This window comes from Bacillus sp. GW823-FHT06B01, assembly GCF_058952315.1.
Genome location: NZ_JBXAHR010000001.1, coordinates 386,870 through 399,256, shown reverse-complemented (window position 1 = coordinate 399,256; position 12,387 = coordinate 386,870). Strand labels below are relative to the sequence as shown.

14 protein-coding genes are annotated in these 12,387 nt (G+C 31.8%); 4 read left to right on the top strand and 10 right to left on the bottom strand.

From position 1 onward, the window contains the following. Window positions 1–35: 35 nt before the first annotated feature. The 7 genes from AC1Q8N_RS02110 to AC1Q8N_RS02080 form a co-directional block, all read right to left on the bottom strand. Complete coding sequence (locus tag AC1Q8N_RS02110) at window positions 36–533, bottom strand: DinB family protein (protein ID WP_098076185.1); 498 nt, start codon at window positions 531–533, stop codon at window positions 36–38. 102 nt (window positions 534–635) lie between these two features. After that, a complete protein-coding gene (locus AC1Q8N_RS02105) occupies window positions 636–1,094 on the bottom strand; it encodes a GNAT family N-acetyltransferase (RefSeq protein ID WP_098076187.1) in 459 nt (152 codons plus the stop codon). Between the two features lie 81 nt (window positions 1,095–1,175). After that, window positions 1,176–2,567 carry a 5'-methylthioadenosine/adenosylhomocysteine nucleosidase gene (locus tag AC1Q8N_RS02100; protein WP_098067982.1) on the bottom strand — a complete coding sequence of 464 codons (1,392 nt, stop codon included), beginning with the start codon at window positions 2,565–2,567 and terminating at the stop codon, window positions 1,176–1,178. 20 nt (window positions 2,568–2,587) lie between these two features. Then, window positions 2,588–3,586, bottom strand: coding sequence for a phosphotransferase (locus tag AC1Q8N_RS02095; protein ID WP_493521044.1), 999 nt, complete (start codon window positions 3,584–3,586; stop codon window positions 2,588–2,590). Between the two features lie 15 nt (window positions 3,587–3,601). Continuing rightward, the gene (locus tag AC1Q8N_RS02090; protein ID WP_048547473.1) at window positions 3,602–4,354 is read right to left on the bottom strand and encodes a WecB/TagA/CpsF family glycosyltransferase; all 753 of its coding nucleotides are present in this window, start codon (window positions 4,352–4,354) and stop codon (window positions 3,602–3,604) included. Between the two features lie 12 nt (window positions 4,355–4,366). After that, window positions 4,367–5,956: a M3 family metallopeptidase gene (locus tag AC1Q8N_RS02085; RefSeq protein ID WP_098076191.1), complete on the bottom strand. Its 1,590-nt coding sequence runs from the start codon at window positions 5,954–5,956 to the stop codon at window positions 4,367–4,369. 114 nt (window positions 5,957–6,070) lie between these two features. Further along, the gene (locus AC1Q8N_RS02080; RefSeq protein WP_098076193.1) at window positions 6,071–7,339 is read right to left on the bottom strand and encodes an APC family permease; all 1,269 of its coding nucleotides are present in this window, start codon (window positions 7,337–7,339) and stop codon (window positions 6,071–6,073) included. 142 nt (window positions 7,340–7,481) lie between these two features. On the opposite strand from AC1Q8N_RS02080, the gene AC1Q8N_RS02075 reads away from it, so the two are divergent. Continuing rightward, a complete protein-coding gene (locus AC1Q8N_RS02075; protein WP_000343327.1) occupies window positions 7,482–7,916 on the top strand; it encodes an Lrp/AsnC family transcriptional regulator in 435 nt (144 codons plus the stop codon). Between the two features lie 33 nt (window positions 7,917–7,949). Here AC1Q8N_RS02075 and AC1Q8N_RS02070 read toward each other — a convergent pair whose 3' ends face one another. Next, a complete protein-coding gene (locus AC1Q8N_RS02070; protein ID WP_048547477.1) occupies window positions 7,950–8,810 on the bottom strand; it encodes a DegV family protein in 861 nt (286 codons plus the stop codon). Window positions 8,811–9,023: 213 nt separating this feature from the next. On the opposite strand from AC1Q8N_RS02070, the gene AC1Q8N_RS02065 reads away from it, so the two are divergent. Both AC1Q8N_RS02065 and AC1Q8N_RS02060 read left to right on the top strand, forming a co-directional pair. Further along, the gene (locus AC1Q8N_RS02065) at window positions 9,024–9,455 is read left to right on the top strand and encodes a GNAT family N-acetyltransferase (protein WP_493521043.1); all 432 of its coding nucleotides are present in this window, start codon (window positions 9,024–9,026) and stop codon (window positions 9,453–9,455) included. Window positions 9,456–9,702: 247 nt separating this feature from the next. Continuing rightward, complete coding sequence (locus tag AC1Q8N_RS02060) at window positions 9,703–9,876, top strand: hypothetical protein (protein ID WP_088122379.1); 174 nt, start codon at window positions 9,703–9,705, stop codon at window positions 9,874–9,876. 119 nt (window positions 9,877–9,995) lie between these two features. On the opposite strand, the gene AC1Q8N_RS02055 is transcribed toward AC1Q8N_RS02060, so the two are convergent. Together AC1Q8N_RS02055 and AC1Q8N_RS02050 are read right to left on the bottom strand one after the other, a co-directional pair. Further along, window positions 9,996–10,766, bottom strand: coding sequence for a GNAT family N-acetyltransferase (locus tag AC1Q8N_RS02055; RefSeq protein WP_098642448.1), 771 nt, complete (start codon window positions 10,764–10,766; stop codon window positions 9,996–9,998). A gap of 259 nt (window positions 10,767–11,025) precedes the next feature. Further along, window positions 11,026–11,805 (bottom strand): BC_2878 family exosporium-associated protein, encoded by a 780-nt coding sequence (locus AC1Q8N_RS02050; RefSeq protein ID WP_098642449.1) that lies wholly within the window; start codon window positions 11,803–11,805, stop codon window positions 11,026–11,028. A gap of 253 nt (window positions 11,806–12,058) precedes the next feature. Here AC1Q8N_RS02050 and AC1Q8N_RS02045 point away from each other — a divergent pair, with 253 nt between their 5' ends. Continuing rightward, a complete protein-coding gene (locus AC1Q8N_RS02045) occupies window positions 12,059–12,379 on the top strand; it encodes a hypothetical protein (RefSeq protein WP_046954336.1) in 321 nt (106 codons plus the stop codon). Window positions 12,380–12,387 lie beyond the last annotated feature (8 nt).

Below are 12,387 nucleotides of genomic sequence, written 5' to 3'. Positions count from 1 at the left end.
GATCCCATAAATATCATTTGTGGGATCTTTCATTATCAGTTAGCAACTGCATTTTCATTTAAAAAATGGATAACCTGTCTTTTATGATGGTTATCATGCTCTATAAATTCTTTAATAATATATATAAGAGAATACGGCGTTCCAGTATGAGGACAGTGTGATACTCCATTGGCTGTTAAAGGTTTCTTTAGTTTTTCATCATGCAGTAATCTAAGTTCTTTTACGAGTAACTCTCTTTTAGCTTTTGCTTCTTCAAGAAGTCTCATCTTAGATATTCCTGATTTAGCATAATTAGATGCTAGTTTATTATATGTATCAAAATCAGGAAACTCCATTCCCTGTCCTTCTCGCACTGATGGTAATACTTTAGTTAAAAGACATTCATCCCAATTCATAATATGAGATACAATCTCACCAATAGTCCATTTCCCCTCTGATATTGGATTCATCCACAATTCTTCTTTCATACCTTTCAATGTATTTAGCCAAATTGAATATTCATTGAAATCGTGAATAATTTTATTTTCTCCCATCATCCAATTCCCCATTCTAATAATAGATTCAAATAAATTATAGCATCAATCCACACGAAATAGAACAAAAGTTCTATCAAGAGGGCGATGCATATAAATTCACTACATCCTTTTATTCAAGTTCAAATAATGGCTCGCTCCCACAAATTTTATCTCTTTCACAAATCCAATCGAAGTATAAAATTTGTCACCCTGTACTGTATCTGCATTTAAAACAACAATATTAAAATGTTTTTTCGCATCGCTTATAATTCTTACTAATAATAACCTACCTAATCCTTTCCGGCGGTATTCTTTTGCAATATAAAATCTTCTTAACCGGCTAATCTTATTGTTTTCTGTATATGGATCCTCATTCAGCCCTCCTATTCCAATCAACTTTTCCCCTTGAAAAATGCCATATAAACATTCACCAGTTTTGTTAAATATGTTTATTTTATTTTCATATTCACTTATTAGTTTTATTAAGAAATTAAATCCTTCTTCTTTGCTTTCTTGAACAAGATAATCGTGTTCGTATATCATTAAATCTTCAATTTGTTGAATATGTATATCTTTCAAGTAAATTCCCCCTTAATATAAAAATACGTAAAAATGCTCAAGAATTATTTATTCTGAGCATTTTTATGGTTGTTATTTTATTTAATTCGTAGTGTGCATATTCTTTACTTCATGCAATATCCCCTTCAACTCCAATAAATCATCTATTACTATATCCGCCTGAGCAAGTTCATCTTCTTGCGCAAAATCAAAATTACATCCAATCGCAATCAAGCCATTATCTTTAGCTGCGTTTATATCAGATAACCGGTCCCCAACTACAGCTGCTTCTTTTATATCATATTTGTTTAAAATACTTTTTACTAAGTCGCTTTTATTAAGTGAGTTTATTTGCTCAATACTAAATGTTTCAGTAACCCATTGGTCTAAATCATAATAAGATACGATTGCTCGTAAATATTCAGTTAAACCATTACTAGCAATATATATTGAACAATTATTTTCTTTTATATATGTAAAAACTTCTTTTACGTTCGGGTATAAAGCACCTTTTCCGCTCTTAATGTTTTCAATTAATCTTTCTAAAAAATATGCATCTGTTTGTTCTCTTACTTCAATAGAATGATTCGGTAATAAAGCTTCCCAGACTTTCGGCAAAGGCACACCCATAATTTCACGGTATTTTTCAATAGGTGTTACCGTATCCCATAATTGTAGTGATCTTAAGTAATCAAAAGTATCATCTAACGATAATTCTAAAATTTTATCAGTTTGAAATAACGTTCCGTCCATATCAAAAATTAATGCTTGTAACATGTCATTCTCCCCTTTTGAACTATAAGTTTTACTCGATATATTTTTCAGCATCTCAACGATAATTTCTGAACAATAATTTGCGGCAGTTTTCGCGAAGTCGTCATAAGAAATTTGCGCTTCATCATCTGCACTGTCAGAAATACATCTTATAACAAGAAATGGTACTTCATTTATGTAAGCAACATGGCCAATTGCTGCGCCTTCCATTTCTGTACAATGCGGCGCATATTCGTCTATTAATTTCGCTTTTAGTTTTGAATCCTCAACAAAACATTCACCACTGACGATTCTTCCTTCATGAATCTCCATATGTAAACTACTACTATTGCATGCTGTACGTGCTAACTCTATTAATTCCTTACTTGCATTAAATTCTTCTTGGAACGGGAATAAGTTTTTCATTTGAGTTTTACTTACATCATGATGGGTAACATTCGTTGAAATAACGATATCACCAACTTTTACATCTGGATGTAATCCGCCAGCAACACCTGTATTGATGATAGCATCTACATCAAATTTATGAATTAATGTTTGCGTACATGCGGCTGCATTTACTTTCCCTACACCAGAACGTGTAATAATTACTTTTGTTCCCATGAATTCGCCAATGTAAAAAGGCATTCCCGCAATCGTCTGTTCTTCTTGTATAGCTAGTTTTTCTAGAAGTAAGTCTATTTCGATTTGCATTGCTCCGATAATGCCGATTCTGTTCATGAATGTTATCTCCTTTTTTCTTATAAGTCTGCCAATATATTATGTAATGCACTATAATTTTCAGCTATCCAATTCATTTCATCTGTAAAACGTGAAGGTGGTACACTATTCTGATCCATATTAGTATGAATCCACCATGTACTCTCCATATACCAAAGCATTTGAATTGCCCGAACAATACTCCCTATTGGAAAGTCTAATTTATTACGGTATCCGGCTAAAAATGATGCAACAATACTCTTATTTAATACCCCATCATGTAAGGCACAAGATATAACCGCACGCCCAATATCCAACTCTACATAATCATAATCCATACGATCAAAATCTAGAATTGCTGAGACTTCATCATTATGGAATAAGAAATTATCTACCCATAGATCACGGTGCACCCATCCTTTTTTACTACTATAAAATTGATCTATATTTACTAATTGTGTTGCTTCTTGCTGCAATTTTATATGGGAGAGAATATGTTCTTTTCCTAACTGTTCTGCTTCTTTCCTTTTATCTTCCCAATGTTTCAACCTTTCCTCTTTAGTAGGCGGAACAAATTTAGGGTTTTCTCCCTCTATTAAAGAGCCATCATTTAACAGATTATGCATTTGACCTATTGTCTTACCAAGAGAGTAGATTTCCTTTTCATTCACTTTTCCTGGTGAAATTAGATTACCTTCTTTATGTTCTAAAACTATAAATCTTTCATTATTTTTTGATGTATGCATTACATTATTTTTATAAGTTAGAAGCTTCGGACAACATACACCATTATTATGTAGTCTTTGCTGGTGATGTAATGCTTGTATTAAAAGTTCTGGGTTATACATTTTGTACCGTTCTTTATTATATTGCTTTAATACAAAAGATCCTGCATCCGTTTCGAGTTTCCACTTCAAATTTAGCCAACCGCGATGAATAGGTATTGCTTTTTGAATTTTAAATTCAAATAAATATTCACATTCTACTTTCAGCTCTCGAAAAATTTCTTTAGCTTTTTCATTAGATAACGGCTCTATCATCTTGTTTATCCTTTCTTAACTTGGTGTTCCTTTCATCCTCTCTACCATAACTGAAATTAAAAATTTCGGAAGTATAAGTTGTCTCTTTAACCGTTTCGGCTGCGAAAGTAACCTATACAGCCATTCAGTTCCTGTATCCCTCATAATTTTGGGTGCTCTTTTTACAGTACCAGATATTATATCAATCATGCCTCCTATACCAATAGATAGCGGCACGTTTAATGTTTGTATGTTTTCATAGATGAATTCTTCTTGTTTTGGTGAACCTAGTCCTACTAGTAGTAAGTGCGGCTTGAATTGCTTAATTTTCATTTTTACTTCTTCTATTTCTTCGCCATTTACAAATCCATGCTGTCCTTTAAACTGTGCTCCTGGGAACTGCTCATTTAATTTTTTTAGTGCCTTTTTATTACTTTCTGGCGCAGCTCCAAAAAGAAAGACACGATATTCATTGTCATTACAATATTTTATTAAATCGTGAGTGATATCTGCCCCAGTAACACGTTCTTTCAAAGTTCCTTTTAATATTTTCGAGCCTATTATGACGCCAATCCCATCCGCTGTTATTAAATCTGCAGAAAGTAACATCTTTTTAAACTGCTTTGATTTAGCCGTGCTTTCCTTTGCAGACATAACAATTTCAGGATTTGCAGTTACTACAAACCTTGGTTTCTCTTGTTGTTCATGTAGCCAACCTTTTAATAAACTTATAGCTTTTTCATATTCTAAAGTTGAAAAAGGTATTCCCTTTATAAGTTGGTGATCCACTATACTCTCTCCTTACATAAGCCTCAAATATTCATCAACATCTTTAGAAATTTGTTTAAAAGCTTTATCCCAGAATGCATAACTTGTTATATCTATTTCAAAATGTTTTTTCATAAGCTCTTCCACTGAAATTTTTCCTGTTTCTCGTAAAAACTCCTTATATTTCGAATGAAAAGTACTTTTACTTTCATTAGCTATTTCTAATAAACTAAAACTAGCTAAATACCCAAATGTGTATGGATAATTATAAAAAGGAACATCTGCTATATAAAACTGAATGTATTTCATCCAAACAAACGGCTGATATTCTAATAACGCATGCCCATATGCTTTTTCTTGCGCTACTATAGATAATTTCTCGATTTCATCAGCACTTAAAGAACCTTCTTTACATTTTTCATAAAAGTTCTTCTCAAATTCAAACGATGATCGTATTGCCATTACATAATTAAAACAGTTTCTTATTTTCCAACTAAGCAATGACTTTTTCATATCTATACAATCTGTTGTTTGAATTAGATAGTTTAAGAGTACCGTTTCAAAGAAAATAGACGCTGATTCAGCCGTACTCATTGGCAAATAATCATCTAAAAAAGAAGTAGATTGTTCAAAGCTCATATTATAAAAATGCCAAGCATGTCCTAGTTCATGCGCAAGTACTCTTACACTATCAATACTTCCATCATAACGCATTGAAATTCGCGATTCTTTCTCACTGAAAAAAGGAGCGCAAAACCCGCCTGGTGCTTTATTATCTCTCGGCTCCGCATCCACCCATCTACTCTCTATTGCATTCCGTGCAAATTCTGCTAATTCTTTATCTATATTTTCAAACGCATCGTATATGTTTTGAACTGCTACTGAAAAAGGGATATGAATCTCATTATTCTCCTTTACGGTCATAAGTTCATGCCATGTAATCGAAGCTTCTTCCTTCTTATACACGTTTACAATACTCGCTAATTTATCAAGGTTTTCTTCTGCCACATTCCACATTTGTAATAATACATTTTCAGAAATGCCATTCGCATGTAAAGATTGAGTTAAAATATCTATGTCTTCTAATTCATTACTCTTTGTATTACGTAATCTCCCTATTTGATTCAATACAGTAGCAAAGATTTCTTTTTCCTTATGTAAGGCATTTGTTAATAACTCGAATACTTCTACTCTTTCCTTTTCATTATCACTATTCATTGCAATATTATTTGCTTGTCCAAATGATATTTGCTTATTATTGTGCTCTATTTCTATCTTATTTCTTAATTGTATGTACATATTTTCCCATGCACCAAGTTCATCTTTTATTAAATTAGTATTAATATTATTGGAAGTTTCCATTTCACTTTTCTGTATTACTTGCCGTACTTCTTTTTTCAAATCTTTTACTGTCGTAGTCGATACAGAAAGGTCAGATGAATTACTTTCTTCAGCAGATCGGCAATACAAATAGTATTCTGCTTTTTCAATAGCTTGTATAAGTTTTGAAAGAATCTCTACATCTTTTGTCACATAATATTGTTCTTTCAACCTCAATATTGGCGTTACAATATCCTCGATTGGATACAATCGATCTAAATCCCACCTAGTAATTTCATGCATTTTTATAGCCGCCTCCTATTTTTACAAATAGTTACAGATATTTACCCTCACAATTATAAACGAAATGTAAAAATTTTAATATCTTTAAATATTTAGATTTCTACAAACGCATTCTTATTTATATTCTTTTCTTCTGCTACTGCAACGTACATAGCATAAACAGATAAACGATACAGCTACTGGAATCAGTATTACTCCTCCAATAAAAGGATAAACAACCACACAACATGTAAAAGCTACTATAGAAAAAATTTTACCTAACCTATTCTTTATTAATTTCATTCCAGCTGCAGTACCGACTATATATGTAACAATTCCTAACGAATTCGGTATTAAAACAATTTTATCTATGCTAATATGGAAAACGAAACTTATTAACAAACCAACAAATGCAATAAAACCTACAACTTTTACTGCATTTGTTGGTGTTTCTCTTTTTTTATTAATACGTGCTAAATAACGCGGTGCAACTTCTTCTTTTCCTAGTGAATAACCTAAGCGCCCGATACTTGCGATAAATGCATTTGTCGTCCCTAGACAAATAATAAAAGCTACAAATCCAATTATCCAAGCAAATTGGTCACCTAATGTTTGTTTGATAACAAGCACGAGAGCTGTAGTATTATCAGCATTTATATAATAAGATTTCGTTCCAATTACCGATAATGCAATACCTATATATAAAACTCCAATAATTATAATCGCAAATCCCGTAGATAGAATAATATTTCTTTTTCTAGGTGTTTTAAATTCTGGAGCTAAACTTGCAATAGCTTCCCAGCCGAAAAAAGACCAAAAAATTAATAATGATGCCTCTAAAATTGGATTTATTTCTTGCATAGAAATATGTACATTTATATTTTTTATTTCAATATAAGGTAGTGAACTAATAATTGTTACAATTAAAATAAAGAAAGTTAATACACCAATACATACTTGAAACCACCCACTCATTTTTAACCCGTATAAATTAAAACTAATTGAAATACTTAAAATAATAAGCGCTATAACGTAAGAGTAATATGGTGATAAAGCAAACACTTTCACTATATACATTCCACCAGTCATTGAGACTACGATTTGTCCAACGCTACCCGCAATAAAAAAACACCATCCTATAATAGCACCTATATTTTTACCGAAAGCTTTTTCTGCAAACGTGGCAATTCCACCTGCACTTGAGTACTCAATCGATAAAAAAGCGAATGTGAATGCAAGTGGAACACTAAGTAATATCATAACAAGCCAAGAAAAAATCGCATTCCCTTCTGCTACACTCGCCGTCATACCAGGTAATATAAGGATTCCCGATCCTAAAACCGCTCCGACATATAAGGCTATTCCCCTTTTAATAGAAATCGTTTCATCAAAATGATTAGACATTACAAGCACCTCCATTTATATTTTAATTATAGAAAGTTATCAGTCTATTCAATATACAAAAGTGTATGTATTTTTACATAAGGTTTTATATTATGTATTTGTTTAAGAAATTTACTTTCAATTTTGCAAAGGAGCATAATTCATGGATGAAATTGATAAGAAAATAACGCTATTACTACAAGAAGATGCCAGAATGACAATTACAGAAATGACCGAACACTTACACCTCAGCCGCCCTAGTGTTACCGAGAGACTAAAGAGATTACAAGATACTGGAATAATTGAAAAATATACCGCACGGATATCATTAGATGCAGTTGGAAAATCAATTCAAGCATTTTTAAGAATTGAAAATCTAAAGATTCCTTGTAAAAAATTTGAGGAGAAAATCTACGAGGAATATAGAATACTCGAATGTCATCGAGTAACAGGTGAAAGTAGCTATTACTTAAAAGTAGCGGTTCACTCTATGAAGGAATTAGAGGAATTAATTGATATCGTTATACCATTTGGAACAGTCAAAACTTCGATGATTTTATCTTCACCGATACCATATCGACCAATTATTACTGATTAATAAGAAAAAAGGATTGATCAAAAGATCAATCCTTTACTCTACCTCATTTAAGAAGAACAATGTTAACGCACCTGGTCCTGTATGCGCTCCGATTGCTGCTCCAATTGTATTTACGATAAATACTTCACAGCCAAATCTTTCAGTAATTAATGCCTTTAATGCTTCGGCAGTTTCTAAATCATCACCGTGAGTCATAGCGATTGTTTGACCTTTAAGGTCTTTTCCACGCTCTTCCATAATATCTACAATTCGGCTTAGTACTTTCTTTTTCCCTCTTACCTTTTCAAGTGGTACAAGTTTTCCTTCTTCTACGTTTAAGATCGGTTTAATGTTTAGTAAACCACCGATAAAACCAGCTACTTTACTTAAACGCCCACCTCTCACTAAGTACTGTAAATCAGCTACTGTGAAGATATGTTCTATATGGTTCATTAGAAAATCAACACGTTTTAAAATATCTTCTTTTGATGCACCGTCTTTCGCCATTTTAGCAGCTTCTAATACGACAAGCCCTTGACCAAGCGAAGCACATTTCGTATCAATAATTTCTAAATCTAAATCAGCATATGTTTCTTTCACTTCTTCTTTAATAACAACTGACGATTGATATGTACCAGACAGTTCAGATGAAAAAGCTAAATATATACAAGGATTACCTTCTTTTGCATAAGAAACAAATTTTTCTTGGAAAGTTTCAAGTGAAGGCAATGACGTTCTATAAACAGCGCCTTCTCTCATGTTTTGCAATAATGTAACTGACTCTAATGTAACTCCATCTAAATACTCTGTTTCTGCTTCATCATAAACACGGAGTGGAATTAAATCAACATCATATGCTTGCAGCAATTCTACCGGTAAATCCGCCGCACTATCCGTAATGATTTTAACACCCATTTTTAAACCTCTATTCTGTTATAAATATAAAAATATAAAATAAAAATAGTACTTTTAAATTATATACGTAAAACTTAAATGAAGAAAGGAAAAGACTTTATATTGTATGCACTATTCTTCAAAACTTGACCTGTTATTAAAAATCATCTAAATTTAACCGCTTTACATTCTGTATAATACAAATATATCGAATTTTCCAAAGGAGTGATACAAATGAGTATTCAACTAGCCACATCTAATGATTTAGAATGGATTAATAATCAATATGACTCAATAGGTTTTGTAAGAAGTGATTTAAAAAGGGATAGAGTTGCAATTATTACTTACAACAACGAGTATGCAGGTGTTGGTCGATTAGTCCAAATAGATGAAGATACGATAGAAATGGGCGGGATTTTTATTCTCACTAAATTTAGAGGTCTACAATTAGCTGGGGAACTTGTTTCATTTTTAGTAGAAACTGCGAAGAGATTACAAGTACAACATGTATACTGTCTTCCTTTTGAGGAATTACAAAATTTTTATAAGAAATATGGCTATACTGAGGTCGATACTACGAAAGAAGTAGTTCACCCAATTATTCTAAAAAAATATAATTGGTGTTTAGATCATTATGATAAACCTGTTTTATTATTTAAGCTGTAAGTATGCCTAAAGAGAGCGTATACAAAAATATAGATTACTATACCACTCAAATAATAACCGTACTTTATTTGGTCACCATCAGCTTCTACAAGTTATACAATTACTATATACGTTTCCTTTTTCCACTAACCTTACTTTCGTATAAAAGATTATTTTGTTTAAAATTACCTTAATTCGTATTCTAATAAACTAATCTGAAGGTGAATTCCTATATAATACAATTAAGTAATTAAAAGGAGCGTTATTCATGATAGATGTAATAAGACTCGTTATCTTTATTGTAGTTGCAATTGGTGCCATTTTTAACATTTACCTAGAATTTAAAAAACCTAAAAAAAGTATATTCTCAATCGTTTTTTTATCAGTACTCTTTATCGGTGCCTCAGGTTTAATCAAAGATATTTTATCTAAACTTTTATAGTTATTTGATTAAAAATTACTGTTCTGTCCATAATGTAAGTAACATGATTGTATTTCTTCATTCTCCTTTGGAGAGGAGCAGTTAGCTTTTGCTAGCTGCTCTTTTATTTAAAAATGATTTCATCTATTATCCACAAAATACGTATCATATGCCTTATCAAAAACATATCCTAGTTTTTCTGCCAGTTTAGCAGACGTAGTATTCGCAGCATCCCAGTTTGGATATATCCCTTTTTCTAAACAGTCCAAGATTAACGCCGCGCTAACTATAGTTGCCAATCCTTTTCTTCTATGAGTGTGATCAGTCGCAACTTCAATTTCAATGCCATCATCATAAATGCTATATGATGATGCACCACATACAACTTCACCTTGGTACAAAATACTATACCCTATACCTCGTTTTAAATAATCTTCTACCGATTGAAATTGACTTGTAAAATCTTCAGAGACCTTATGTAATGTAGGGGTATTTACAATATGTTCATCTATTTTTCTTAACTCGTATCCTTTTGAAAGCGCTGATATAAAAGATTGTAATTTTGGACGATTAAAAACTTCCGCATTACGTTTGAATTTATAGCGTAAAAACTTATCTATTTTTCTTTCGTAAAATGTTTCTAAACGCTTTTTCCACTCTTCACTATTTACGATTACTAACATTCTATCAGGAATGTTACGTAGTAATTCTTCTGTTTCTTTCCTATTTGGATCCCCAGCGTAAAATGTGAAAATCCCTACCGTAACTTGCGCTACTGTTGGGTTTTCAAGATCATTTACCCAAGCAGTACCCATATGTCCTTGTAAATAAGAAAGTAAAACAACGTTATTGAAATCCTCGAACATAGTAACTAATTTTTCTCTCGTATGTATACTCGCTTCATATATCATTTACATTCCCGCTTTCTTTGGAATCAGTTTAACTCTACTTTTCATATATAAACAAAAGTTTATTAAACTATATATAATCGTAAAATATTCGTAAATATAAAATTATTATAACATCTAATAAATAGTGAGCGACTGTCCTGTTTAAAGGTTAACAGTAAATATACTTAATAATAATTTGCAATCTACATGTAACCGATTATCATCTTTTATTATGTAATACCCCTCAATACTCGTTTGAGGGTTCATTTAAATACGTATGTTATAACTCATTCTTATAAATATATGATTCTGTTTCTCCATTTTTATATACTTTAGTCAATTTAACAACTGACTTGTACGTATTATTGTCATTCGTCACCATCTTTTTCATATCTTCTATTTCAACATTACCAGTTCCACCCTTAGTTTTCAAACAGTTCGAAATATTTAGGTATCCACTCGATGCGAAAAGAATAATAAACGTAAGATCAGGGAAATTAATGAACAGTATTCCAAACTTTAAAGGATTCGTAGCCGTATCAGATAAAACTAATCGAAAGTTTAATAGTTCCGGCACTTGAACAAAATCTTTAGAAACAATCGCTTCACCTATTATAGTAATTTGCTTTACGACATTCCCCATCTCATCTATAAATTCAGTACAACTAGGTGCATCAATTGTTTTTGCTTGTAGTGATAAATTCAATTCTAGATTGTGAAAGTCAAAAAAGAGTGTACTACCCTCTGTTAAACATTGCGGACAAACATTCCCAAGTAAACTAAAATCCACTTCAATAAATTTAACTTTCGTTTTACAACTACAAACTTTTCCTATTCGAATTGCATCAATCGTAGAGCAATCTACAAAAATAACCTCATTGTCCTCTTGTGCGAAGGATACGATACCATTCCTCTTATTAAATGAAAGAAAATAAGATACAACAATTTCGTTTCCGGCGATTACAATACTCTCAACTTTTGTAAAAGGCTCTAGACTTCGCAAAAATTCACAAATACTATTTTGGCAGCATTGATAATTTCGTTTCGGCTCACAACCCACTTACACTCCATCCCTTCCCTATATGTTTTATCTAATACATATACTATGAACGGAGTATAAAAAAGCTTGGACAATATAACTTTAACTCAGGAATATAGGTACTTACTTATCACATTAAAAATGAAATTACGCCAATAATGTGTAATAGCACATAAATTTCCCTATAAATACATATAACAATTTCATCTTTCATGAAAAAAACGTTATAATAAGGTGTAGCCTCTACGATTACGTTATAAAGGAGAATAAAACAATGGCTAAAATTAAAGTATACCAAGCAAAAGAAGAAAATATGGATGCAGTAAAGAACATCATTGATGTTGAGGAACAAAACCCAACTACTGAAAACTTACAAAATCTTTATGCATGTGTATTAGAAACAGAAGATATGGCATTGCCTGAATCATACATTGAAGAAGATATCTTAATTGATTCTATGGAAGTTATGGTTAACGCTTCTCAAAACAAACTAAGAGACTTAGGTGCATACGATGTAATCGAAGTTCAAAACAAAGGTAAAAAAACACAAATTTTATTATTAGCAGACGAAGAATACGAAATTATCGAAGGCTAATCTAAATC

What these genes read in the sequence shown, in the direction of transcription:
- AC1Q8N_RS02065 (WP_493521043.1), top strand. Translation starts at nt 9,024, where the DNA reads ATGAGTATTCAACTAGCCACATCTAATGATTTAGAATGGATTAATAAT.
- AC1Q8N_RS02055 (WP_098642448.1), bottom strand. Translation starts at nt 10,766, where the DNA reads ATGATATATGAAGCGAGTATACATACGAGAGAAAAATTAGTTACTATG.
- AC1Q8N_RS02095 (WP_493521044.1), bottom strand. Translation starts at nt 3,586, where the DNA reads ATGATAGAGCCGTTATCTAATGAAAAAGCTAAAGAAATTTTTCGAGAG.
- AC1Q8N_RS02085 (WP_098076191.1), bottom strand. Translation starts at nt 5,956, where the DNA reads ATGCATGAAATTACTAGGTGGGATTTAGATCGATTGTATCCAATCGAG.
- AC1Q8N_RS02080 (WP_098076193.1), bottom strand. Translation starts at nt 7,339, where the DNA reads ATGTCTAATCATTTTGATGAAACGATTTCTATTAAAAGGGGAATAGCC.
- AC1Q8N_RS02045 (WP_046954336.1), top strand. Translation starts at nt 12,059, where the DNA reads ATGGCTAAAATTAAAGTATACCAAGCAAAAGAAGAAAATATGGATGCA.
- AC1Q8N_RS02070 (WP_048547477.1), bottom strand. Translation starts at nt 8,810, where the DNA reads ATGGGTGTTAAAATCATTACGGATAGTGCGGCGGATTTACCGGTAGAA.
- AC1Q8N_RS02060 (WP_088122379.1), top strand. Translation starts at nt 9,703, where the DNA reads ATGATAGATGTAATAAGACTCGTTATCTTTATTGTAGTTGCAATTGGT.
- AC1Q8N_RS02110 (WP_098076185.1), bottom strand. Translation starts at nt 533, where the DNA reads ATGGGAGAAAATAAAATTATTCACGATTTCAATGAATATTCAATTTGG.
- AC1Q8N_RS02075 (WP_000343327.1), top strand. Translation starts at nt 7,482, where the DNA reads ATGGATGAAATTGATAAGAAAATAACGCTATTACTACAAGAAGATGCC.
- AC1Q8N_RS02100 (WP_098067982.1), bottom strand. Translation starts at nt 2,567, where the DNA reads ATGAACAGAATCGGCATTATCGGAGCAATGCAAATCGAAATAGACTTA.